This window comes from Pseudomonas sp. MS01C9, assembly GCF_058202755.1.
Genome location: NZ_CM177073.1, coordinates 4145329 through 4168893, shown reverse-complemented (window position 1 = coordinate 4168893; position 23565 = coordinate 4145329). Strand labels below are relative to the sequence as shown.

18 protein-coding genes are annotated in these 23565 nt (G+C 59.9%); 1 reads left to right on the top strand and 17 read right to left on the bottom strand.

The features are described from left to right. Positions 1-4 precede the first annotated feature (4 nt). From AC1M7R_RS18990 to AC1M7R_RS18955, 8 genes are all read right to left on the bottom strand, one after another. The gene (locus AC1M7R_RS18990; RefSeq protein WP_172834668.1) at positions 5-1195 is read right to left on the bottom strand and encodes a sensor histidine kinase; all 1191 of its coding nucleotides are present in this window, start codon (positions 1193-1195) and stop codon (positions 5-7) included. A 134-nt stretch (positions 1196-1329) separates the two neighbouring features. Then, positions 1330-2805 carry a sigma-54 dependent transcriptional regulator gene (locus tag AC1M7R_RS18985; RefSeq protein ID WP_072389509.1) on the bottom strand — a complete coding sequence of 492 codons (1476 nt, stop codon included), beginning with the start codon at positions 2803-2805 and terminating at the stop codon, positions 1330-1332. Between the two features lie 172 nt (positions 2806-2977). Further along, on the bottom strand, positions 2978-3274 hold the full coding sequence (fliT, locus tag AC1M7R_RS18980) for a flagellar protein FliT (protein ID WP_072389511.1): 297 nt from the start codon (positions 3272-3274) through the stop codon (positions 2978-2980). A gap of 11 nt (positions 3275-3285) precedes the next feature. Beyond that, positions 3286-3681: a flagellar export chaperone FliS gene (fliS, locus tag AC1M7R_RS18975; protein ID WP_072430256.1), complete on the bottom strand. Its 396-nt coding sequence runs from the start codon at positions 3679-3681 to the stop codon at positions 3286-3288. A gap of 132 nt (positions 3682-3813) precedes the next feature. After that, on the bottom strand, positions 3814-5244 hold the full coding sequence (fliD, locus tag AC1M7R_RS18970; RefSeq protein WP_072430255.1) for a flagellar filament capping protein FliD: 1431 nt from the start codon (positions 5242-5244) through the stop codon (positions 3814-3816). A gap of 82 nt (positions 5245-5326) precedes the next feature. Beyond that, positions 5327-5692 carry a flagellar protein FlaG gene (locus AC1M7R_RS18965; protein ID WP_072430254.1) on the bottom strand — a complete coding sequence of 122 codons (366 nt, stop codon included), beginning with the start codon at positions 5690-5692 and terminating at the stop codon, positions 5327-5329. A 72-nt stretch (positions 5693-5764) separates the two neighbouring features. After that, a complete protein-coding gene (locus tag AC1M7R_RS18960; RefSeq protein WP_039593098.1) occupies positions 5765-6613 on the bottom strand; it encodes a flagellin domain-containing protein in 849 nt (282 codons plus the stop codon). 334 nt (positions 6614-6947) lie between these two features. Continuing rightward, on the bottom strand, positions 6948-7874 hold the full coding sequence (locus AC1M7R_RS18955) for a ketoacyl-ACP synthase III (RefSeq protein WP_072430559.1): 927 nt from the start codon (positions 7872-7874) through the stop codon (positions 6948-6950). 149 nt (positions 7875-8023) lie between these two features. Between AC1M7R_RS18955 and AC1M7R_RS18950 the strand changes: the two genes are divergently transcribed. Beyond that, entirely contained in the window at positions 8024-8194 is a 171-nt protein-coding gene (locus AC1M7R_RS18950; RefSeq protein ID WP_176776485.1) for a hypothetical protein, read from the top strand. An 18-nt stretch (positions 8195-8212) separates the two neighbouring features. Here AC1M7R_RS18950 and AC1M7R_RS18945 read toward each other — a convergent pair whose 3' ends face one another. From AC1M7R_RS18945 to AC1M7R_RS18905, 9 genes are all read right to left on the bottom strand, one after another. Continuing rightward, on the bottom strand, positions 8213-11107 hold the full coding sequence (locus AC1M7R_RS18945) for a glycosyltransferase family 2 protein (protein WP_490609826.1): 2895 nt from the start codon (positions 11105-11107) through the stop codon (positions 8213-8215). 63 nt (positions 11108-11170) lie between these two features. Further along, on the bottom strand, positions 11171-14752 hold the full coding sequence (locus AC1M7R_RS18940; RefSeq protein WP_490610486.1) for a glycosyltransferase: 3582 nt from the start codon (positions 14750-14752) through the stop codon (positions 11171-11173). Between the two features lie 108 nt (positions 14753-14860). After that, entirely contained in the window at positions 14861-16426 is a 1566-nt protein-coding gene (locus AC1M7R_RS18935; protein WP_072430252.1) for a flagellar hook-associated protein 3, read from the bottom strand. Between the two features lie 13 nt (positions 16427-16439). Beyond that, positions 16440-18506 (bottom strand): flagellar hook-associated protein FlgK, encoded by a 2067-nt coding sequence (flgK, locus tag AC1M7R_RS18930; protein WP_072430251.1) that lies wholly within the window; start codon positions 18504-18506, stop codon positions 16440-16442. 10 nt (positions 18507-18516) lie between these two features. Beyond that, positions 18517-19833, bottom strand: a complete 1317-nt coding sequence (gene flgJ / locus AC1M7R_RS18925; protein ID WP_072389551.1) for a flagellar assembly peptidoglycan hydrolase FlgJ — start codon at positions 19831-19833, stop codon at positions 18517-18519. 10 nt (positions 19834-19843) lie between these two features. Further along, on the bottom strand, positions 19844-20914 hold the full coding sequence (locus tag AC1M7R_RS18920) for a flagellar basal body P-ring protein FlgI (RefSeq protein ID WP_165887907.1): 1071 nt from the start codon (positions 20912-20914) through the stop codon (positions 19844-19846). Positions 20915-20959: 45 nt separating this feature from the next. Continuing rightward, positions 20960-21655: a flagellar basal body L-ring protein FlgH gene (gene flgH / locus AC1M7R_RS18915; protein ID WP_072389553.1), complete on the bottom strand. Its 696-nt coding sequence runs from the start codon at positions 21653-21655 to the stop codon at positions 20960-20962. 48 nt (positions 21656-21703) lie between these two features. Next, positions 21704-22489 carry a flagellar basal-body rod protein FlgG gene (gene flgG, locus AC1M7R_RS18910; protein ID WP_053154880.1) on the bottom strand — a complete coding sequence of 262 codons (786 nt, stop codon included), beginning with the start codon at positions 22487-22489 and terminating at the stop codon, positions 21704-21706. 49 nt (positions 22490-22538) lie between these two features. Further along, positions 22539-23276: a flagellar basal body rod protein FlgF gene (locus tag AC1M7R_RS18905; RefSeq protein WP_072430250.1), complete on the bottom strand. Its 738-nt coding sequence runs from the start codon at positions 23274-23276 to the stop codon at positions 22539-22541. Between the last annotated feature and the right edge of the window lie 289 nt (positions 23277-23565).

Here is a 23565-nt window from a genome sequence, read left to right as displayed (position 1 = left end):
CACTTCACTCCACCTGTGGCGAACTGGAGAACAACGGCAGGAGCACCGTTGCACAGGTCCCACGCCCCAGTCGCGACTGCAATTTCAATTCTCCCTGATGGGCACGGGCCACGGCCTTGACCACGGTCAGGCCCAGGCCGGTGCCGGTGGCCTTGGTGGTGAAGAACGGCTCGCCGAGGCGAGCCAGCACAGCCGGCTCGATACCGCTGCCGCTGTCGCTGACACACAGACGCAGGGTCTCGGCCCGGGTGTAGAGGTGAACCTTGAGACGCACGTGCTCGCCGCCGGCCTGGATCGCATTTTCGATGAGGTTCAACACCGCCCCCACCAAGGTGTCACGGTTACACAGCACCTCACCGGCATGGCTATCACACTGCCAGCGGATCGGCAGGTCCCGCACATGGGTCAATGCCGCGGCCTGCAGGGATTGCAACAGCGCCTTCGGGGTTACCCGGTCGGTCAATGGCAACTCGCCGCGGGCGAAGACCAGCATGTCCCGCACCTGATGCTCCAGCTCGTGCAGGCGCTCTTTCAAACGTCCGGCAAAGCGCTGCTGGGTTTCCACCGACAGGGGTTGCTCGGTCAAATGACTGGCGTACAACAGGGCGGCGGACAATGGCGTACGGATCTGATGAGCCAGCGACGCCACCATGCGCCCCAGGGAGGACAACCGCTCATGGCGCGCCAACTGGTCTTGCAGGTGACGGGTTTCAGTCAGGTCGTTGAGCAGCACCAACTGCCCGGGCTCGGCGTCCAGCGAACGGGTCGAAATGGACAAGCGGCGACCATCCTTGAGGGAAACTTCATGACCGTCGTCTTCACGAGGCGCGAAGCAGCGGGCAATGACGTGTCGCCACAACTCGCCCTCAAGGGGCAGCCCGAGCAGCTCGCAAGCCGCCGGGTTGGCTTCGCGGACGAAACCCTGGGCATCGATGACAATGACGCCGCCAGGCAGAAGGTCGAGCAGGTTCTGCAGCCGGTTGGCCAGACGCTCTTTTTCCGCCAGCTCTTGCATGCGCTGGGCGCTGACCACCGCCAACTCCCCCTTGAGCTCGGTGACCCGGGCTTCGAGGAGGCTGTAGGAATCGGTCAGTTGGCTGGACACCTGATTGAACAGCGAAAACGCCTGCTCGAGCCCAAGCCGGCTTGCCTGCTCGGCGGACGGCATGCCCCCCGCATCGGGGACCGAAGACATCTGAACGTGGGCGGCTTGGCTCATCGGGCTCTCTCGCTTGGCTGACCGTCAGTTAAACGGAACGTTGAGAGAGCTTTAGCAATACCCGTGCCGAAAAAAAACCGCCTGAAAATCAGGCGGTTGCAAAACAGGCGTCAATCATCCGCCTGTTCGTCTCCTTCGCGACGGCTCATGCCGTACTTGCGCATCTTTTCCACCAGGGTGGTGCGGCGAATGCGCAAGCGTTCCGCCGCACGGGCCACGATGCCGTTGGCGTCGTCCAGCGCCTGCTGGATAAGCCCCTGCTCCAGGCCTCCGAGGTAATCCTTGAGATCCAGGCCCTCCGGCGGCAGTAGGGCATTGGCGGTGAAATCCGGCGTGTGGCCGTTGATCACCACCCGCTCTTCCAGGTCGCTGCGCAGGCTGTCGACCATTTGCTCGTCTTCGTCGTCGACGTAGCGGAACTTCTTGGGCAGCTCGGCCACCCCAATGACGCCATAGGGATGCATGATCGCCATGCGTTCCACCAGGTTGGCCAGCTCACGGACGTTGCCCGGCCAGCCATGGCGACACAGGGACATGATCGCCGCCGAATTGAAACGGATCGAACCGCGCTTCTCGTGCTCCATGCGCGAAATCAGCTCGTTCATCAGCAACGGGATGTCTTCGACCCGCTCACGCAACGGCGCCATCTCGATGGGAAACACATTGAGGCGATAGTAGAGATCCTCACGGAAACTGCCCACCTCGATCATGCTCTCGAGGTTCTTGTGGGTCGCGGCGATGATGCGTACGTCGACGCTCTGGGTCTTGTTGCTGCCCACTCGCTCGAAAGTACGCTCCTGCAGGACCCGCAGCAGCTTGACCTGCATCGGCAAGGGCATGTCGCCGATCTCGTCGAGGAACAGGGTGCCGCCATTGGCAAGCTCGAAACGCCCGGCCCGGCTGGTGATCGCCCCGGTGAAAGCGCCCTTCTCATGGCCGAACAGTTCGCTTTCCAGCAACTCGGCCGGGATCGCGCCGCAGTTGACTGGCACGAATGGCGCCTCGCGACGCTTGGAATGGTAATGCAGGTTGCGCGCGACCACTTCCTTGCCGGTGCCGGACTCGCCGAGGATCAATACGCTGGCGTCGGTGTCGGCCACCTGCTGCATCATCTGGCGAACATGCTGGATCGCCCGGCTGGTACCGACAAGGCTGCGGAACAGGTTGGGTTCACGATGCCTGCCGCGCTCGCGAGCCTGGTCATACATCTCGCGATAGACCTGGGCCCGGTGCAGCGAATCGAGCAACTTGCTGTAGCTGGGCGGCATTTCCAGGGTGGAAAGCACTCGGCGACGCTGGTCCTCTGGCAAGTCAAGGGAAGAATTTTCGCCCATTAACAAAACCGGAAGGAACTCATCCCAGGTTGAGAGTGTCTTTAGCAAGCCCAAAAGAGTTGCGGGAGCATTTACGGTCCCGATAAGGACACAAATGACTTCACGACTGGACGACAAAGAGCCGACTGCCTGCTGCCAGTCATGGCTTCCGCAGGGTAAATTTTCTTCGCCAAGAAAATTCAGGATCACCGCCAAGTCGCGGCGGCGAACGCTATCGTCATCGATCAGGAGAATTTTGGTTTCACGCCACATGCAATAGCAACTTCCCTAGTCAACTCAGTGCCCGGAATTAGGGGGCAAGCTAGACGCTTGCAGACTTGTCGTGCCTGTAGACGCCTGAAAAGTGTAAACAGCCACTAGTTAAGTCAAAAAACGCTGCAGAGTCAAATTTATGGCGCAGTTTGTTCGGATTATTTGAGCAGGATCAACCGAACAAGTGGTAAACCTTGGCCGCAGCCTGTGCCTGCTGGACCTGCGACATCTCGTTGACTATCGCCTGCCGCTCCCCTGTCGCCGCCTCGAGCAATTGCCTGTACACCCCCAGCAACTCCTCAAGATTACTGCGCAAAGCTGCCTCATCCACTCCGGATTCGCTCAGGGCGTCTTCCATGCAGGAACGGCAGGTCATGTCCAACTGACCGATTGCCTCCCAATTACGCTCTGCCAAAGCATCGACCAGGGCGTCACGGGTTTGTTCTATTCGCTGCAGGACAAGACTCATGAGAGTACTCCTTAGAATTGCGGACCAGGCGTGGCAATGGCATCCCAGCCTTCCTTGACCGTGCGAAGCAGATCGGCGACTTCGTCGAGAATCTTCGGATCGGTCTTCACATTGGCTTCGGCCAAGCGTTTCATCATGTAAGCGTAGAGAGCGTCCAACTCGGCAACCGACTCGGCCTGGTTCTCCAGGTCCAGGCCTTCACGCAGGCCACCAACGATACCGATGGCCTTGCTGATGAAGATGCCTTTGTTGGCGATATCCTTGCGCTCCATCGCACCCTTGGCCTGCGCGATACGGTCCAGGCCGCCTTCCATGAGCATTTGTACAAGACGATGGGGACTTGCTTCGGAGGTTTGCGCCTGGGCACCAATCTTCTGGTATTGGCGAAGGGCTAACATCGGATTCATGTTCTACCTCATCAAAAAACTTCGGTTCGTATAAAGAGCGTATCGACGCCACGTCAAAAAACTTTAGACCCGAAAGGCAAAAGCCCGGAACGTTGTCAAAACGTTGCCGGGCTTATTTGCGTCGGTGGAAAATCAGCTGTTTCTCTGTTGCGCTGTCAACGCCTCGAACATCGAGGTGATGTTGCTCGCAGTCGCCTTCAGCTTACCGACCAGGGTGTCCATGTCGTTGTACTTTTTGGTCAGCGTGGCAGTCAGAGTCACGACCCGGCGATCCAGGGCCTCCTGGTCGTTTTTGAGCCGGGTCTGAGTCTTGTTCAGCGCCGATGTACGCTGATCGAGGATGCCGCCGGTCTGGCTGTAGGGTTCGATAGCCTTGCTCATGCGCTCGAGCAAGCCATTGGAACCGGTGAACATCGTCTGGACTTCACCACTGAGCTTCTTGTCGTTCATTGCCGCGGTGAACTTGGTGTTATCGAAGTTCAACGCGCCCGTTTTCTGGTCGGTGGTGATACCCAGCTGGGCCAGTACCGTCAGCTTGTCGCCGGCCCCGGTTTGAGACAAGGGTTCGCGGATCGCCGCCAGGAGCGAACGAGGCAACGCGTCACCGGTCAGCTTTGCAGGTACCGTCGGGTTACCATCATCGTCAAGGGTCGGCTTGGTCAGCGCGGTGATGCTGTTGGCGACCGCGTTATAGGCATCGACGAACTTCTGGATCGAGGCTTTCAGGCCGTCATTGTTCGGCGCCACGGTAACGGTTGCAGTGCCATCCCCTCCAACGCCGAGCAGATTCAACGTCAGACCGGAGATCGCCGTGCTCACCGTATTGCTCTTGCTGGTCAGTGCCATGCCATCGATGGAAAAACTGGCATCCTTGGCCACGGCACCGATGGCCCCCGCCGAGGTAGCCGTCAGCGCGGCACCGTTGGCACCCACGACATTGGTCCCATCGATCTCCAGGCCAGCAATACCACTCACCGAGATGTCGGAACCTGCACCGGTCGTGCTTGAACCCAGCACCAGGCGCGAGCCGAAAGAGTCGGTCACGATGTTGGCACTGAAACCCGCAGCCTTGAGCGAAGAATCGGCGTTTATCGCGTCACGGACCGATTGCAGGGTCGAACCATCCGGCACATTGAGGTTGTAGTTGACCCCCTTCTGCGAGATGGTCAGGGTGCCCGAGGGGATGGCGCTGGTCGTACCACCGGCGAAGGCTGCCGAAGTAACCTTGGACGCCGTGGCGAGGTTGTTGACTTTGACCGAGTAAGTCCCGTTCACCGCCGAGTTGCTGGCGGTGGCCGTGAGCACTGTCGGGGCAGAGGATGTCGCAGCAAAACCCGCGAATTGCGGGTTGGTTGTGCTGCCCAAGTCCTTCATGGCGGTATTGAAAGCCGCCAGCAACGACTTCAGGGTTCCCACCCCGGAGATACTGTTGGTAGTCGTCGTCGTCGCTCGGGTGATCTGACCTTGCTTGGCGGCCTTGTCGGAATCGACCAGCGCCTTGACGATCGCGGTGGTATCAAGGCCAGAGCCTAGACCCAAGCCAGGTAGAATTGGACTTGCCATATGGGACTCCCTTCAGTGTGTCGCCGGCCTTTTGACCTTTACAACGCCCAAAAGAACATAACTACAAAATTCGTGCCGGTTGTCAGGCTTCGGCGCTGAACAACAAGCTGTTTGCATCATTCAAACTGTTGGCCAGTTTCAAAACTTCTTCGTTCGGGATCTGGCGAATCACTTCACCGGAATCACTGGCAATCACTTTGACCACTACTTTGCCAGAAGGCTCATCGATAGAGAACTCCAGATTGCGCTTGACCGACTGGACGAACTTCTCGATTTCCTGAACTGCTTTCTTGAGTTTGTCCTGCTCTGCGGCAGCTTCTTTAGGAGTCTGCTTGACCGGTGTCACGATAGCGACGTCAGCCTGAGGCTTCTCCACTGGCTTGTCGGCCACTGTATGCACCGGCTTGGCCGCTGGATAAGACAAGTTCAGCTTCACGCTCATATCCATGTCCATCACCTCTTGAACGGAAAAAGCGAGAGAGCACGCAAGCGCACTCCCCCGCTAAAACTCATCCGACTATTACTGAAGCAGCTTCAGTACAGCGGATGGCAGTTGGTTGGCCTGGGCCAGAACCGAGGTAGACGCTTGCTGCAGAGTCTGCTGCTTGGTCAGTTGTGCAGTTTCAGCAGCGAAGTCGGTATCTTGTACGCGACCCAGTGCAGCACTGGCGTTTTCGTTGATGTTCTGCAGGTTGGAGATAGTGCTGTTCAGACGGTTCTGGGCAGCACCGAGGTCGGCACGAGCACTGTTGATGGTGTCGATCGCGCTGGTGATTGCGTCCATGGCGGCCGAGAAGTTGGTTTCAGCAGTTGCGCTGTCGGAACCAACGATGGTGATCGCCGAGTCAACACCCAGGGTGGCAGCGTCGAAGCTGGCGCTCAGGGTCAGGGTGATCTGGTTGTCAGAACCGTTGTTCGAACCGACCTGGAAGGTCATGGTGCTAGCGGTACCGTCCAGCAGGTTCTTGCCGTTCAGGTTGGTGCTGTTGGCGATACGGGTCAGTTCGTCGCTCATCTGCGAGAACTCTTTGTTCAGAGCGATACGGTCATCTGCGCTGTTGCTATCGTTACGAGCCTGGATGGCCAGTTCACGCATACGTTGCAGAATGTTGGTCTGCTCCTGCATCGCGCCTTCAGCGGTCTGCGCCATGGAGATACCATCGTTGGCGTTCTTGATCGCCATGTTCTGACCGCGGATTTGCGAGGTCATACGGGTAGCGATCTGCAGGCCTGCGGCGTCGTCTTTGGCGCTGTTGATTTTCAGGCCGGACGACAGGCGGGTCATCGAAGTGGACAGAGCATCGGAAGCCTTGTTCAGGTTCTTCTGAACGTTCAACGATGTGACGTTAGTGTTTACTGTTAAAGCCATGACGAATTCCTCGTTGGTTGGGTACTGCGGCTTCCGGCCCTGGCAACCGCCGGGTGTGGCCTAGAGAACCTTCGTAATAGTTATCGTCGGGTTGGGAACTTGCTTGAGGGCTTTTTTCAAAAAATTTGCTAGCAGACTGCCACCCCTTGAAAAACAAGGGCTTAGCCGGGAGAAAAGGCAAGAAAAATGGCGCCAAAAACCGGTTCCGGTAAATTGCGGGCAAAAAAAGTGGGAGCGGACTTGCTCGCGAAGGCGCAGGTTCAGCAGGTAACTGTGCTGAAGGTACCGACGCCTTCGCGGGCAAGCCCGCTCCCACATCTGGGTTGCGGTGTAATCAGTCGCGATAAAGGATCGCCGATCCCCACGACAGGCCCACACCGAAACCGCTGATGGCCACGCGTTTCCAGTCAGCATCCAGGACGTGCTTTTCCAGCAGCAATGGAATGCTCGACGACACCGTATTGCCAGTCTCGACCATGTCCTTTATGAACTTCTCCGGTTCGCCTTCGAAGCGGCGCGCCACGGCATCGACAATCGCCGCACTGCCTTGGTGGATGCAGAACGCATCGATGTCGCTGGCTTGCAACGACGACTCGTTCAACAGCTCATGCAAATGAGCGGGCACCTTGAGCAAGGCGAAATTGAAGACCTGGCGACCGTTCATGAAGAACACGCCATCACTGACCTTCAAATGTGGCGCACCGGAGCCGTCGGTACCGAACTTGGACTTGCCCAACTGCCAGCTGGCGCCCTCGGCCATCCAGGTGGCCGTGGCGGCATCGCCGAACAGCATGGTGGTGTTGCGATCTTCAGGGTCGACGATTTTCGAGTACGGGTCGGCGGTAACCAGCAAGCCGTTCTTCAGGCCTGCGGCCTCCATGAAGCCTTTCAAGGCATAGATGCCGTATACGTAGCCCGAGCAGCCCAGCGATATATCGAACGCCGCCACATGGGTCGGCAGGCCAAGCTTGTCCTGCACGATAGCGGCAGTGTGCGGCAGCCCTTCTTCATCACCATTCTGGGTGACGACGATCAGCGCGTCGATGGACTCGCGCGAAAGCTGTGGATTGTTGGCGAACAATGCATTCACCGCCTCGACACACAGGTCCGAGGTTTCCTGGTCGGCGTCTTTGCGCGGCAGAAACGCCGAACCAATCTTGCCAAGGATGAACTCTTCATCCTTCTCGAATTTGGCACCCTGAGCGTAGTTATCCACACCAGCGGTCGGCACATAACTCGCTATGCTTTTTATGCCAATCATCATGGCTTCCCGATCATGTACTGCGACTAGGTTCACCCCCAAAAGCTCAGGGGCGCGTCAAAAAAGGTTGATTTCCCAGGGCGGACGCCTTGTCCTGCGAACGAACAGGCCTCCACTCCAGGGAATACAATACAGTGAAGATGCACTTTATGACCTATGCGTCACGCCGTTTTGTTCTGGAAAAGCATTTTTTCATGACAAACGAAGCCATGTCATTTCCAGCGACGGTGCCGAAAACAGGACAAGAATCTTGGGATGGCGGCGCGATTCGGGGAAGGACGCCGGCAGGTTCAGCTGCCGGCGCTGATGGAAACCACTGAGATGGGTTGCGCAGCAGGTTAGCCCAGCAAGTCGGTCCAGGGTACGTTGCGTACCGCCCCCAGGGCGAAACCCGCGCCTTCCAGCGCCAGGTTCCCGTTGTAGAACCGATCCTGGGCGAATGCCTCGGACCACTTCTCGCGAAGGGCTGCAAGCGCCTGGGGGGTGCTGGCCAGCACGCCAGGCTGGATGACCTGCACGTGTGGCGTCCATACCGTCAGATAACCGGCCTGGCCAATTCTCAGACACAGGTCGACATCACCCAAGGCCTCGTCGAACAGCCCTGTGTCGATACCGTCAGCCGCTTCGAACAACTGCCTGGAAATCATCAGGCAGGCAAAAGACACCGCCGAGCAGTTCTGCTCCACCACCAGCCTGTTCATGTAGCCTCTGGCTGTCTTCGGCTCGCCGACGAAAGCCGAGCCGACTCCGTTGTTGAGGCCCAGGATCAAGCCAGCCTGGGTGATGCTGCCGTCGCGTTCGACCAGTTTGGCGCCGACCACTCCCACTTCCGGACGCAACACTTGATTGAGCAGCGACTCGATCCAGTTGACATTGACCACTTCGCTGTCAGCCGCCAGTGTCACCAGATAGTCGCCCTTGGCATGCTGACTCGCAGCGTTGATCAAGGTCCCCGTCGCGACACCCGGTTCGATATCCAACAATCGGACGCGGCTGGCCTGGTGTCCCTGGCCACTGAGCCAGGTGCGCAGTACCGAATTGTTTGCCGCCCCGGTGGGCACCAGCACTTCGTAACGCTGATATCGAGTGCGCTGCAGTACGCTGAGCAAGCAACGTTGCAGCGCGATCAATTCGCCAATGCCATGGACGATAATCGATACCATGGGACGATCGGCAAAACGGTAATCGATTTTATGCGTGCCCGGCACCGCAGCGCTCACGTCGGCTTGATACCCACGAACCGCCAGATGACGCAGCAATGTCTTGCGCTCATCGGCATTGTCCTTCAGCGCAGGCGCCTGGCAGATCAGCAGAGGTTCATCCAGGTGGGCAAGCCCTTCCAGGCCATCCTGCTCGATCAGACGCAACAACAGGTCGAACTCCATCGCATTCTTGAACTCGCGGGAATACCCGCCGAGCTTGACCAGCGTCTCGCGGCGTACCAACCAGTGACGGGCCATCAACGCCGGGGAGTTTTGCAGCAAGTCCAGGTTGAACCCTGGCCGGAAGACATCGGCCAGCGTACCGTCGGGCTGGCGCTGAAGCTCGTCCATCGCCACGGCCTGGCACTGTGGAGCGGCCAGTAATTCCACCCCCGCGCGGAACAGGCCGCCCGGCGTCAATTCATCGCCCACCTCGGCCATCACCATCCAGTCACAATCGCTCTGGTTGACAACCTGGTTGATCTTGTCGACGTAGTTGCTTTCGTTGACCTTGACGAAATGCAAGACATTCTGCGGCGTCGTCTCGGCTGGCAGGTCGCCGGTGGTGAACACGATTATCTTGAATGCCCGACAGTAGCCGTTGATGATGCTGTCGAAGGTCGCCTGTAATTTGAAGACGTCCGCTTCCAGGTCCAGGAGCAAAATGCCGAACTTGGGGCCTCCATCGCGAGCCGCCAGGTATTTTGATACCTGCCCGGCTTCACCAGCGCTCGGCTCACGTGCCTCGAGCCAACGCAGCAATTGACCGGAACGCGTGGCATCGAACAGTTTCGCGGTATTTTCAAATGCCGCCGCCTTGAGCCGCTGGTCCCAGGCCTGGAGCATCTGCACGTAGCGCGTGTCACCCTTGGCCTGCATGAGCCCGAGCAGTTGCTTCACCAGATCCTGGTTGAAGGCATAGCTCAGGAAAGCCCTCGCCAGCTGTTCGTCAAGCGGCTCGGCGCTGGTGTTGCGCTGCGGCCGAGACAGCTCTTTCTGCCTGAGCATGACCGCTTCCAGCTCCCGCAACTGCACCTGTCCGCTCGGTGCTGCATGGAGCAGGAATTCCAGCGTGGTGAGCACGTCAAAGAAGGCCTGGTTATAGAACGGCATCTCAACGTATTGCGTCGGTTCGAAACGACGAACCGGTTCGCCACGTCGCGAGTCCCAGATTGACTCGAACAGCTTCCTGCCCTGCGGTACCGAACGTTCGTCCTGCTTCTTGACGATGGCCTTGGCATATTCCCGCGTCGGGGTATCCGTGCCGAAGGCACTGGCCAGGGCCGCGGCAAAACGTTCCTGCTCGGCGGCCGCATGCAAGTCCGAAGCGCCAGGCACCGTAACGAGCGGGTTCTGTGGTTTTTCTATGCGGCTACGTTCGTGCAAGCCATGGGGAATGTCCAGCAAACGGACCTTGCCCTGGGCCATCAACCCATAGCAATGACCGGCCTGCTGCAACCGCGAATCAAAGCCGGCGGGCAACGAAGCGTAGTTTCGCCGCAAGGTTTCAGTGCGCGTCAGTGCGCTCACCAATGACGGGCAATCCTCGGCGAACACGGCCAGGCGGGCTTCGGCCGATGAGGCGCAATAGTCTTCACAGCCCTTGCGGTCGAGCAAGTAGTAATCGACACGATCGGCATGGGCTTCGAACGCCAGGCTATAGCCTTGGCAGGCACTGTATTCGGCGTGTGCTTCGAGGAAACTCAACGATTGTTCGAGCGCTTGGGGCAGCAGGAAACTATCGGCGTCGGCAATCGCCAGGTAAGGCGTGACAACCCGCTCAACGGCCTGGCGAACCTTGTCGCCAAAACCACTCGCCCCAGGCGCATGCAGGTATTGCACACCAGGGAATGCAGTCGAGATACCGGCATCGATCAGGTTCGATGAGTCGATCACCAGCATGGAGAACGAACTGTCGCGGTAGTGGCGCAACGCCCGTCGCAGGGCAGTCGACTGGTCGTGAGCAAGCAGCACCAGCGTAAACCGTTCATTCAACGGAGCAGTCGATCCTGTTGGGACATTGCTTTGCATATTCATTCCTTAAAAAGTGTGAAGCCACATCGGCGATACCGGGAGTTTCGGGATCGAAATCCGTCAGTCCGGTAGCCAGCCATTGGCCCAGTACTGCAAGTTATCGCCGCGCAATACAAAGTCGCGCAGTACCACTTCACGTAATTCGTCGCCCATCCGGTAACTGGCAATCGGATCCGCCAGGTGCATACGGATCGCCTCCAGCCATTCTTCCGTGCTGTTGGTGAGAACGCGAGTGCAAGGCAAATGACCCCGGTAAGCTTCGGTGTCCGAACAGATGACCGGATAACCGCACGCTCCGTACTCCAACAGGCGAAGGTTGCTCTTGCAGTCGTTGAAAATATGAAATTCCAACGGAGCCAGAGCCAGGTCCAGGTTCAAGCTGGCAAGTTTTGCCGGATAAAGCGCCAGACTCACCCCAGGATGAAACTCATGAACATAGGGCTTGAGCAAATCGGGGCACATGCCAAAGAAAACCCACTCGACTTCATCAGCCAACTCTTTGACGACATCGGCGATGAGCTCCAGGTCACCACGGTGGCTGGTGCCTCCGCCCCAACCGATACGCGGTTTGGCGGAGGTCGCACGCTGGCTCCTGAGTTGGTTCCACAGGCCGGCGGCCAGCATATTCGGCACCACACGGATGTCGTGGTGCATGCTCGACAAGACATCCGCCAGCGGATGGGTGGAAACCACTACCCGATCACATAGCCCGATTCCCTGGCGCAGCAGATCCTCGAGGTTATCCGGCATATTGCGACGGTGTTCGTTTTTTTCCGGGACCTTGGCTATGTAATCATCCAGCTCGTAGATGCGCATGGCCTTGGAGTAGGTCTTGACTTGGGTAATGTCCTTGAACTTGCCCACGTTATAGCGACCTTGAAGCACGATCACATCCGGTGACTGGCGTTCGATGTCGATGATCGAAGGCGTATCGTAGGCAACACGACCGACTATTCGGCCCGCCGCCTCCAGCTCGAACAACGGTTGACTGACCCGGTAATGCCCCACCGCTGAAGTATTGACCGCCATTCCCAGGATTGACGGTACGTTGCGGGTGATCAACGGATTCCATCCGGTGCGTGGGCCGGGTTCCAGGCTGAAACTCTTTCCGGTCAGGGTCAGGTTACGGTTGTAGGCAGGATCATTGGCGATCCTGGGCAACCAGCGCTGATAGAACGCCTCTTGTTCGTGCTCCAGCCGCTGCTTCCACGAAGGGTCACGACTGGCCTCCACGCCAGGTGCCAGCACAACATCGCTGTACGGCGTGGTAACGATCAGGTAGCCGTTTTTTCCGACCTGCTGGCACAGCTCCAGAGAGTTGATGCGCTGCGTGGTGATGGATTCATCAAACCCACCGACCTCCTCCAGAACCTGCTTGCGCACCAGCATGCAATGATCGCCGACGGCACTCCAGTTCTGCACTGTCTGCAAGCGTTGCATATAGCCGCCAGACGTGACCGATTCGTTGACGAAGGCCCGGCCCGCCAATCCACCCAGCCCCATGATCATGCCCGAGTCGATGACCCGGCCTTGCTGGTTGAGCGTGCGGGGGCCCACGATGCCAACCTCGGGACGTTGCCCATGATTGAGCAACTCGTCCAGCCAGGCGGCTTCCAGCAGGAGGCAATTGGGGTTGAGCAACAACAGGTATTCGCCGCGAGCCTGCTGTGCGGCGAAATTGCGCAGCACTGCTTCGCTAGCACTTCCCGGATGCAGGAAGATCCGCAGCTTTTCACTGCCCAACTCGGCCATGGCCCGCAGCCAATGCTGCAACTCGGCGTTTTCACTGGCGTTGTCGACAATGATGATTTCATAGTGAGGGTATGCGGTCGTGCTGATCAGGCTGTTTACGCAGCGCTCCAGCGCGCCCAGGTCATCCTTGACGCTGATGACGATCGACACCAGTGGTCGCTCGGCGAACAGATATTCGATGCGTGGTACCAACGCCAGGAGCGGCCCTGGGTGGAGCTTGTGCGGCACGCCGATACGCTGCAGATGAGCGCTGATCGACCTGGCGTTCTGCTCGATGACTTCCGGCAGCGACAGCCATTGTGCGAAGGAAAACGTTGACTCGACCTGGACTTCAGGAATATGCCCGATGACCTGCGGCCCGTCCGTTTCCACCAAGCGCCAGATCAGGTCGTGGGGCGCCAATTCGCCCAGGCTCGAATCGAATCCACCCGAGGCCAGGAATCGCGTGCGCTCGAAAGCCAGCGTCCGACCGACATAGGGATAACCTCGCATCAGGTCGACATTGAAGTCAGGCTTGAAGATCGGCTCCGCCGATTTTTCATCCGCCAACGCTCCTTCATCGCTGTAGATACAGGCCGCACCCGGCGAGCTGACAATCCGGTCGGCCATTATCAGCAACGCTGATTCGGTCAGGCGATCGCCAGCACGCAGCAGGTAGAACCAGTCGGCACCGTCCAGTTGAGGCAGCAGCCCGTTGAGCTGCTGCGCCCAGTCTGCTTGCAGGCCGAGGCGCAACACATGGTTCTCCAGCGCCTGGCGGCCGTTGGATAACAGCAGCACGGATTCGCAGGCGTAGGCTTGGGCAGCGATACTCTGCAGGGTAATGCTCAAGGCATAAGGATCGTCCTGCTCGTCGATGATGACCGGGACGATCCTCGGACGATAGGCCCAGCGGGCGATCTGCCGGGACAAGACTTGCTTGCGCAATGGGCTGAAACGCCGACAGGCCAACCACTGCACATAAAGATCCGCATAGCTTTCGATGTCAGTGCCGACTTGCGAGCCGATGACGCCCTGCCGCGTCGCAATCACCGAGTAGACGTTGATTTCTTCCCACTCGGACGCCTCCTGCTCCTTGCTCCGGTCCAGCGCCTGGTAACGCACCCAGCCGCTGGCTGGCGCCGGCTCGCCACTGCGCTGGGCAAGCATTTCCTTGAGCCATGTCAGCTCCACCGTTGCCGCGTCAAGCATTTTGGCCTGACGCGCCAGACGCTCCGGATGCAAGCGCTGGCCGCTTCCCTCGGCGTACAGCTGGACCAGGTTTCCCCGGCGCAACAGGCAGATAAACAAGGCGAAATCAAGGACCGCCTCGAAACCTTCACCGGGTCGCGCCAACGCTGGCAGCAAGGCCTCGACATCGGTACGACGCATCAACGCGCCACTTAAACCGCCAAGGATATTACGGGTGGTTTTCTCAAAATACGCCAGCATGTCGCTGCCATTGAACATCGCATCGAACTGCGTGATGCCCGTGTTTTCAACACGGACCGGCAACGCATAGTTGTCTGCGTCGATCAGGTGATGCTTGTTGATCACCAGCGAGACTTGCGCATGCTCCTGCAGAATGGCTGCCTGCTGACTGACACAGAACGCCAGCAATTGGTCGTCATCGCAAAGGAACTTGATGAACTCGCCCGAAGATTCTCCAAGGCAACGCAACAGGTTCTGCTGGAACCCCAACCGAGTCTGGTTACGCAGGTAGCGCACCGCAACGTCGGAAGCCGCGCCAAGCTCCTGGACAATCTGCTCGATTTCATCAGTGCGGCAATCGTCGCAAATGACAATCTCGAGGTTCTCGTAGGTCTGCTCGAGTGCACTTTGCAAAGCGAGGCGGAAAAAGCGTGGGTTGAACGCGGGGATGGCAATGCTGACAAGAGGAGCTGAATTCACACGCATGGCTCTCAACCGGTGGGCGTCAACTCAGGCGAGAGCAGGACGTCCTGAATCGTAAAGGAACAGGTCGGGGACCGTGCTTGGCATCACGGCCCCCGCCTTGGATCAGATCTTGTTGAACAGTCCCAGCTGACTGATTTTGCTGAATGCCAACTGCGACGCCTGAAGCATAGTCTGCTGCAAAGTCAGGCGCGTCATCACTTCCGCCGGGTCGGAGTCACGAATGGCCGACTGGGTTTGCGAATTCGCCAGGACAAAGCTCTGGTTGGTATCGCTCTGGGTATCGAGGGACTGGCCGCGTCCACCCACAGAGCTCAGAGCACTGGTCAACTGGTCGGTTCCGCTGGCCAGGTTACCGATACCCGAAGCCAGCGCCGCGTTCAATTTCTGGATAGCGATATTGTCGCCATCGGCCGGCGTGTTCAGAGCAGTTCGCAACTGGTTCACGGTGTCCAGGATGTTCTGCGTCTCGTGGGTATTGACCGCGATGCTGAACTGGTCGTTGGCCGCCGGAGCACCATTGAGGGTGAAACTGACGCCGGATGCGGTGGCGACGTTGCCCGCCAGAGTCCCGCTGGATACCGGCTTGCTATCAGCGGTCAGGGGCGCGGCATACAGGTCGAAATCCGTGGCGCTGGTGAACTTCAGCACCGCCGACCCCGTCGGAAAACTGCCGTGGTAGGCCACCGGATCGGTGATTTCGCTACCGGTGATCTGGGTCGCAGTGGTGTTGCCCGGGCTGCGGGCAGGAGCGAACGAGTCGGGTTTGGCAGCCAGGGTAAAAGTATGGCCGGGCAACACCGTGCCTGGCGCGTCGCCCGCATGAAGGTTGACGTTCAGGGTCAGGTCGACGCCGCGAAAGCTGACGGTCTGGCCGACCTGGTTATTAGGCTCGATGACGCCACCCTTGCTGGCTTCAGCGGTGACATCGTTGCCGCCCGAATCGGTGATCTTCAATTGGGTGCCGCTGACGAACTCCACGGTGTATGGCTCGCCGCTGCGAAACTTGCCGTTGTAGGCAACGCTGGACGACACCTGCCCATTGGTCAGCACCACGCGACCATCATCCACCGCCGGCGCGGTCATGGTGACCTGGGTGCGACTGGTGTTGACGGCTTGCTGGAACGCTTCCCAACCGGTGCTGTTGGTGGCCATCGACATGGTGTCGCCGATAGGCAGGTCAAGGGTCACCTGGTCGCCATTGTAGCTGTAGGTACCGTCGTCATTGCGGGTGAACGGTACGACATCGCCTTTGGATCCGGCAAAGATGTATTTGCCGTTTTCATCCTTGGTGTTCATCAGGCTCAGCAGCTGCTCTTCGATCGATCCCAACTCAGAAGCGACGGCCTTGCGGTCTGCGTCGGTGTAGGCGGCGTTGCCGGCACTCACGGCCAATTCCTTGGCGCGCTGCAGCACGTTGCCAATGCTGGTCATGACCGCTTCGGTCGTGCCCAGGGTCGCCTTGATGGTGGTGACGTTCGCTTCATATTGGGAAAGCATCGAAGCCTGGTTGCCCAGTTGCAGCAGACGCGAAGCGCCCACCGGATCATCGGCGGCGGTGTTCACCCGCACCAGGCTGCTGGCTTCCTCACTGGTCTTGACGACCTTGGCGAAATTCTTCTGGTAGTTCGCAGCCGTGCTTTCGTAGAACTGAGAGGTGGAAATGCGCATGGGCTACGGCTCCTTAAAGACTGTTGATCAATGTGCTGAAGATTTGTTGCGCAGCCTTGATGATCTGCGAAGACGCGGTGTAGTACTGCTGGAACTTGACCAGGTTGCCGGTTTCTTCATCCAGGTCCACGCCAGACAGCGAGTCGCGAGCGGTCTTGGCGTTGTTCAGGATCGCCCCGGTGGCGGCGCTGTCGAGCTTGCCCTGGGCGGCCTTGGCGCCAACGCCTTCCACCAGTTTTCCGTAGGCATCGTTCAGGGAAATGCCCTTGCTGGACGAGCCGGTGTCCACGGTCTTGGCGGTTTGCAGGCCGGCCAGGACGGTGCCGTTACGGTTATCCAGGCTGCCAGGCTGGCTGAGGCTGATATTGATGCCTGACCCTTCGGATGGCGCGCCGGCAATGGACATGTCGAACGTGACGGTACGCTGCACCGGCGGTACGGACGAATCCATGATCGGGTTGCCACTGGCGTCCTTGAGCGGAACGCTCAGGCTCAGGGTGTTGCTCTGGCCCGGCTTGATCGTACCGCTGCTGATCGTACCGCCTTGGGCGTCGAGCAGCTGGTAGGCCTGGCTTGTGCCGTCGGCCGAAGTCGCACCGAACACCACCTTGACCGGCATGGAGTTCTTGATGCCGTTCTGGATGATGCTGGTGGTAGCTTCATCATAGATGTCCAGCTTGGTCGTCATGGTCGGCTGGCCGCTGGCCGGAATGGTCAGCGTGCCGCTGCCGCCCGGCGTAATGGCCGCGCCCAGCGGGGCCGCGATCGCCAGCCGCTTGGAGTCGGTCATCTCGGTCTTGATGCTGCCCGCCGCGTTGCGGGTCGGGGTGATCTTGAACGAATCGCCGGCCGCCGCGGTGCCGTTGGCAAACGTCATCGAAAAACCGTCGATCACCGGCGGCGGCGTGGTCGTGGTGCTGAATGCCCCCATCGAAGTCCCGTCGGGCAAGCGCTGTACGATATATCCAGTGGCGCTGGTGAACGTCACTTTATAGTCGTTGGTGGTCAGCTTGCCGGTGTCTTCGATGGACACGTTGAAGTTGCCGGAACCTGCGCTGTTACTCAGCGCGGCGACGCTGCGCTGGCTCATCTGCGCAGTGCTGTTGATGTTGCTGAACAGGTTGGAGCCAAACGCACCGTTCTTGTCGATGCCCGAAGCCTGGATGGTATTCATCTGGTCGGCGACGACCAGTGCCACCCGGCCCAGCTCGTTCATGGCCGGATCCAGTACGGTGCTGCGATAGCGCATCAGGCCGCCGATTTCACCGCCGGTAATTACCTGGGTCAGGTCCATGACACTCGAGCCGCTGTTGAGCTGGATGCCCATGCGACCCGGGTCGTTCTTGTCCGGCACCGCCTCGAGTTTATTGGTGATATTGCCCATGACCAGTGGCTGGCCGGAGCCGAGGTAGATGTCCAGGCTGCTGCCGTTCTCGACGACCTGGGTGCCGGTGAACGTGGACAGTTGGCGAATGGTTTCGCTACGGGCATCGAGCAGATCGTTTGGCGCGCCGCCGGAGTTGGAGACTTCGGCGATTTTCTTGTTCAACTGGGCAACAGTGGTGGCCAGACTGTTGATCTGGTCGACCATGTTCGACAGATTGCCGTTGATGTTCTCGTTCTGGGCGGTCAACTGGCTGGCAACCGAATTGAAACGGTTGCTCAAGGCCTGGGCATCGCTGAGCAGCAGTTGGCGGGACGCATCGTCCCCCGGCTTGGCGTTGACGTTCTGCACCGAGGCGAAGAACTTGGTCAGCGCACCGTTGAGGCCGGTACCGCTGTCCGACAGCAGGGAGTCCAGCGGAGTGATCTGCCCCTGGTAGGCCGCCGCATCGCTGTTGAGCGAGGTGGTGGTTTTCAACTGCGCTTCAAGATACGAGTTATATACCCGGCGCACATCGGCCAGGGTCGTGCCGGAACCAATGAACACGTTGCCGTACTGGTTCGACGCCTTGGTGGTCTGCACGGTCTGCTGACGCGAATACCCGGCGGTATCGACGTTGGCGATGTTGTTACCCGTGGTTACCAGTGCGGTCTGGCTTGCGGACAGACCCGACATCCCGATATTGAGCAAACTCATGGTTCAGACCTTATAAAGTCGTTGTGGCGCCAGCCGACGCGTAGTTTTGGTAACTCGTCATCTGCCGGGCTATGTTCGAAATCTTGCTGGCGTAGTTCGGATCGGTGGCGTAACCGGCCTTCTGCAACTCGCGTACAAACTGTTCCGGGTTATCGGCCGACTTCAGCACATCTTGATAGCGGCTGTTGCTTTGCAGCAGGTTGACCAGGTCATGGAAACTGTCGCGGTACGAGGCGTAGGAACGGAACTCGGCCGTCTCCTTGACCATCTCGCCATTGCGGAATTCGCTGGTGATCGCCCGGGCCGAATCGCCCGTCCAGTTCTTGCTGGCCTTGATGCCGAACAGGTTGTGGCTGCTGCTGCCATCGGGCTGGCGCATGACCGACTTGCCCCAACCGGTTTCCAGGGCAGCCTGGGCCACCAGGTAACGCGGATCGACACCGATGCGGTCTGCCGCTTCCTTGGCCATCGGCAACATGGCGTTGACGAACTCGTCGGCATCGCGGAAAGCCTTGCGCGCCGGCGCCAGCGGCGGCTGTGCCACGGCGCGGCCGTAAATCTGCATGTCGCCCTTGGACTCGGCGGCCTTGAGCGTCGCCAACCAGTCGCCATTGGCCAATTCGCCAGAGGCAGGCTTGACGCCGGTAACGGCGCGGTCCGGCAGGATGTTCATCGCGGGGGCATCGGCATTGACCTTGCCATTGGCCACAGCCGAAGGCACCAGCCCGGCCAACAGTCGGTCGGCCAGTTTCGGCGGCAAGGCCAGGCGACGCTGATTGAGCAGCTCCATGTCGTTGCGGTGACCACCCTCGCCCGCTTCCTGCGGTGCCCTCACGGCCCGCGAAGCCCACAGCGGACGTTGGCCGCTGGTGCGCGAAAGAGGCCCGTCGGACAGGGTTCCGGCAGCCACAGGCGTGGGCACCGGTGCCTTGGCAACCTGATCCTGCGCCTCTTGCTGCTTGGCGGCCGACAACGTGGCCGCCTCGCCCGATGCCAGGGGCTTGTTCTTGGACATCTGACGCAGCAACACATCCGCCAGGCCGATGCCTCCGCCCTCGCGGGACATGGAAACGGCCAACTGCTGGTCGTACATTTCCTGGTACTGCTTGGCCTCGGGCGTATTCATGGGGTTGTCCTTGCCCAGCACCTCGGTGGCCGAACGCATGGACTTGAGCATCTCGCCGATGAACAGCGACTCGAACTCCTGCGCCACCTTGCGCAGGTTACCGTCGCTGTTCTTGTCGCCGACCTTGAGCTGATTCAGGCGATTGAGGTCCGAGTAGGAAGCCGAATCCCCGCTGATCAAGGCACCTTTGCGCATATCCATGGCTCGTTCCTTAAATCACGATCAGGTCGGCTTGCAACGCGCCGGCCTGCTTCAAGGCTTCGAGAATCGCCATCAGGTCGCCCGGTGCCGCGCCGACCTGGTTCACCGCCCGGACGATTTCATCCAGGGTCGTGCCCGGGCCGAACTTGAACATCGGCTTGGCTTCCTGCTCGGCATTGACCCGCGAGCGGGGAACCACGGCGGTCTGGCCGTTGGACAACGGCCCCGGCTGGCTGACGATCGGGTCTTCGGTGATGGTCACCGTCAGGCTGCCGTGAGTCACCGCCGCTGGCGACACCTTGACGTTCTGGCCGATCACGATGGTACCGGTGCGCGAGTTGATGATGACCTTCGCCACCGCCTGGCCCGGATCGACTTCCAGGTTTTCCAGGATCGACAGGTAGTCGACCCGCTGGCTCGGGTCCAGGGGCGCAGTGACGCGGATCGAACCGCCGTCGATGGCCTGGGCCACGCCTGGGCCGAGCATGTCGTTGATCTTGTCGACGATGCGCTTGGCGGTGGTGAAGTCGGAACGGTTGAGGTTCAGCGTCAGGCTGTTGCCCTGGTTGAAACCGCTCGGCACCGCACGCTCCACCGACGCACCGCCAGGGATGCGACCTGCCGACGGAACGTTGACGGTGATCTTCGAACCATCGCGCCCTTCGGCATCGAAACCACCCACCACCAGGTTGCCCTGCGCAATGGCGTAGACGTTGCCGTCGATCCCCTTGAGCGGCGTCAGCAGCAAGGTGCCACCACGCAGGCTCTTGGAGTTACCGATGGAGGAAACGGTGATATCCACTTGCTGACCGGGCTTGGCGAACGCCGGCAGATCGGCGCTGACCGAGACCGCCGCGACGTTCTTCAACTGCACGTTGCCCGAACCCGCCGGCACCTTGATGCCGAACTGCGACAGCATGTTGTTGAAGGTCTGCAAGGTGAACGGCGTCTGGGTGGTCTGGTCACCCGTGCCGTTCAACCCCACGACCAGGCCGTAGCCGATCAACTGGTTGGAACGCACGCCGGAGATGCTGGCGATATCCTTCAGGCGCTCGGCTTGAACGCTGAAGGCCGCCGACATGACCAGGGCACCGAGCAACAGCTGTTTAAGATTCAACTTGACCACCTAGAAAGGGAACTTGGGGCTGAGGAAGAAACGGTCGAACCAGCCCGGCTGACTCGCATCGGCAAACGCACCGGTACCCGAGTACGTAATGCGCGCATCGGCCACACGAGTCGACGAAACGGTGTTGTCGGTCGCGATGTCATCCGCACGGACCATACCCGCGATACGCACCAGTTCGTCACCGGTGTTGAGGGTCAGCCACTTCTCGCCCCGCACGACGATGATGCCGTTGGGCAGCACATCGGCGACGGTCACGGTGATCGAACCGGTCAGGCTGTTGCTCTGTCCGGACTTGCTGTCACCCTTGGTGGCCCGGTCGGCGCCATAGCCGGCGTTGAGGCTCAGGTCATTGCTGCCGATCGGGTTGTTGGTGGTCAGGCTGGAGCCGAACAGCGAGGTAAGGCCGACGCTGGTCTCGCTGGTCTTGTCGATCTGCGAGTTGGCGTTCTTGCTGGCCTGGGTCCGCTCGTTCAGGGTGATGGTGATGATGTCACCGACCCGGAAGGCCTTGCGGTCGCTGTACAGGTTCTGTTCGAAGCCGGCCTGGTAGATCGAGCCGTTATTGGCGGCGGCCGGCAGCGGCGTGCGCGGCAACACCGGAGCGTAGTACGGGTCATTGGGCTTGGGCGTAGGCGCGACGCAGCCCGCGAGCGCGGTGATCCCACTCAGTGCCAGTACAGATACAAAGCGATTCATGACCCTACCTCTAGGTGTTGCAGGCGACCCAGGGTCGCCCTGACGTGATTACAGATTCTGTGTAACGAACGAGAGCATCTGGTCGGCGGTGGAGATCACCTTGGAGTTCATCTCGTAGGCGCGCTGGGTGGTGATCATGTTGACCATCTCCTCAACGGTGCTCACGTTGGACGTTTCCAGGGTGTTCTGCAGCGTGGTGCCGAAACCGTTCAACCCCGGCGTGCCGACTTGCGGCGCACCGCTGGCGGCGGTTTCCAGGAACAGGTTGTTGCCCACCGCTTGCAGACCGGCCGGGTTGATGAAGTCGGCGGTCTGCAGGTTGCCGATCACCTGGGCGGCCGGGTTGCCCGCCACAGTGATGGACACGGTGCCGTCACGGCCCACGGTGAAGGTCTGGGCATCGTTCGGGATGATGATGGCCGGCTCCAGGGCGAAACCGCTGGCGTTGACGATCTGGCCATTGGAATCGAGGTGGAACGTACCGTCACGGGTATAGGACGTGGTGCCGTCCGGTTGCAGGATCTGGAAGAAGCCGCGACCGTCGATAGCCATGTCCAGCGGCTGCTCGGTGGTCTGCAGGCTGCCGGCGTTGAAGTTCTTCTGGGTGCCGACGATGCGCACACCCGTACCCACTTGCAGGCCCGACGGCAGCTCGCTGTCCTGGGTCGACTGGGCACCTGGCTGGCGCTTGACCTGATACAGCAGGTCCTGGAATTCGGCGCGATCACGCTTGAAGCCCGTGGTCGACACGTTCGCCAGGTTGTTGGAAATGGTGGAAAGGTTGGTGTCCTGGGCGGACAGACCGGTTTTGGCAACCCATAGAGCCGGAAGCATTCGATTCTCCTCGTACGCCTGTTTTTCGGCGCGACGCTGTAGTTAATGGTTAGATCTGCAAGACCCGAGCCATGGCCTCGTCGCCTTCTTTGGCGGTGTTCATCATTTTCACGTGGAGCTCGAATTGCTTGGCCAGGGCCAGCACCGACGTCATCTCATCCACGGCATTGACGTTGCTCGCTTCCTGGAAGCCCGACACCAGTTGCACATTGGCATCGATGGGCGCCGGCTGGCCGTCCTTGGTACGGATCGTGCCGTCCAGGCCCTTGGTCATGTTCCTGGGGTCCGGGTTGACCAGCTTGATGCGGTCGACCTCAGCCATCACGCGCGGGCCTTCGCCCATGGCGCGGATGCTGATGGTGCCGTCCTGGCCGATCTCGATCTTCTGCTCCGGCGGCACGGCGATCGGACCGCCGTTGCCCATGACCGGCATGCCGTTGCCGGCCCGCAGCACGCCCAGGGCGTCAACGTTCAGGCTGCCGGTGCGCACATAGCTTTCGCCCCCGTCGGGGTTCTGCACGGCCATCCAGCCCGGCCCGCTGACAGCCACGTCCAGGTCGCGACCGGTTTCAACCAGTGCACCCGGCGTGAAGTCCGTGGCTGGACGTTCGGACATGGCGAATGCCCGCGCCGGAAAGCTGTCGCCGAACACGGGCATCGAACGTGCCTGCTCCAGGTCTTTCTGGAAGCCGTTGGTGGAGATGTTCGCCAGGTTGTTGGCATGGGCCCGTTGCGCCAGCGCATTCTGGCTGGCGCCGGTCATTGCCACATAAAGGTACTTGTCCACTTTCGTTCCTCTGCATGCCGGACGTTTGCCGTCCACTGCTGTGTTGCACAGCCTCAAGCAATTTGCAGACCAACTTTTTCCTAACGGCGCCAAGCCCGGCAAACAAAGGGGTTGAGGGACTTCGAGAGGGAGGCCATCAACCGATGGAAGACGAAAAACCGGCGGTGTCATGCCGCCAAGTGGCAAGGGCTGGCCTGGAGGCTGGAGGCATCGCCGGCCATCACGGACAAGCCAGACCAGGGACAGGTCCGATTTAAGGCGCAGCGCAAGCCGCCACCCCCACGACTTG

Coding starts and splice junctions, on each gene's coding strand:
- fliD (WP_072430255.1), bottom strand. CDS start 5,244: ATGGCAAGTCCAATTCTACCTGGCTTGGGTCTAGGCTCTGGCCTTGAT.
- flgG (WP_053154880.1), bottom strand. CDS start 22,489: ATGCTTCCGGCTCTATGGGTTGCCAAAACCGGTCTGTCCGCCCAGGAC.
- AC1M7R_RS18965 (WP_072430254.1), bottom strand. CDS start 5,692: ATGGATATGAGCGTGAAGCTGAACTTGTCTTATCCAGCGGCCAAGCCG.
- AC1M7R_RS18990 (WP_172834668.1), bottom strand. CDS start 1,195: ATGTCTTCGGTCCCCGATGCGGGGGGCATGCCGTCCGCCGAGCAGGCA.
- AC1M7R_RS18985 (WP_072389509.1), bottom strand. CDS start 2,805: ATGTGGCGTGAAACCAAAATTCTCCTGATCGATGACGATAGCGTTCGC.
- AC1M7R_RS18955 (WP_072430559.1), bottom strand. CDS start 7,874: ATGATTGGCATAAAAAGCATAGCGAGTTATGTGCCGACCGCTGGTGTG.
- AC1M7R_RS18920 (WP_165887907.1), bottom strand. CDS start 20,914: ATGTCGGCGGCCTTCAGCGTTCAAGCCGAGCGCCTGAAGGATATCGCC.
- flgH (WP_072389553.1), bottom strand. CDS start 21,655: ATGAATCGCTTTGTATCTGTACTGGCACTGAGTGGGATCACCGCGCTC.
- fliS (WP_072430256.1), bottom strand. CDS start 3,681: ATGAATCCGATGTTAGCCCTTCGCCAATACCAGAAGATTGGTGCCCAG.
- fliT (WP_072389511.1), bottom strand. CDS start 3,274: ATGAGTCTTGTCCTGCAGCGAATAGAACAAACCCGTGACGCCCTGGTC.
- flgK (WP_072430251.1), bottom strand. CDS start 18,506: ATGAGTTTGCTCAATATCGGGATGTCGGGTCTGTCCGCAAGCCAGACC.
- AC1M7R_RS18945 (WP_490609826.1), bottom strand. CDS start 11,107: ATGCAAAGCAATGTCCCAACAGGATCGACTGCTCCGTTGAATGAACGG.
- AC1M7R_RS18960 (WP_039593098.1), bottom strand. CDS start 6,613: ATGGCTTTAACAGTAAACACTAACGTCACATCGTTGAACGTTCAGAAG.
- AC1M7R_RS18950 (WP_176776485.1), top strand. CDS start 8,024: ATGACCTATGCGTCACGCCGTTTTGTTCTGGAAAAGCATTTTTTCATG.
- flgJ (WP_072389551.1), bottom strand. CDS start 19,833: ATGGATATGCGCAAAGGTGCCTTGATCAGCGGGGATTCGGCTTCCTAC.
- AC1M7R_RS18935 (WP_072430252.1), bottom strand. CDS start 16,426: ATGCGCATTTCCACCTCTCAGTTCTACGAAAGCACGGCTGCGAACTAC.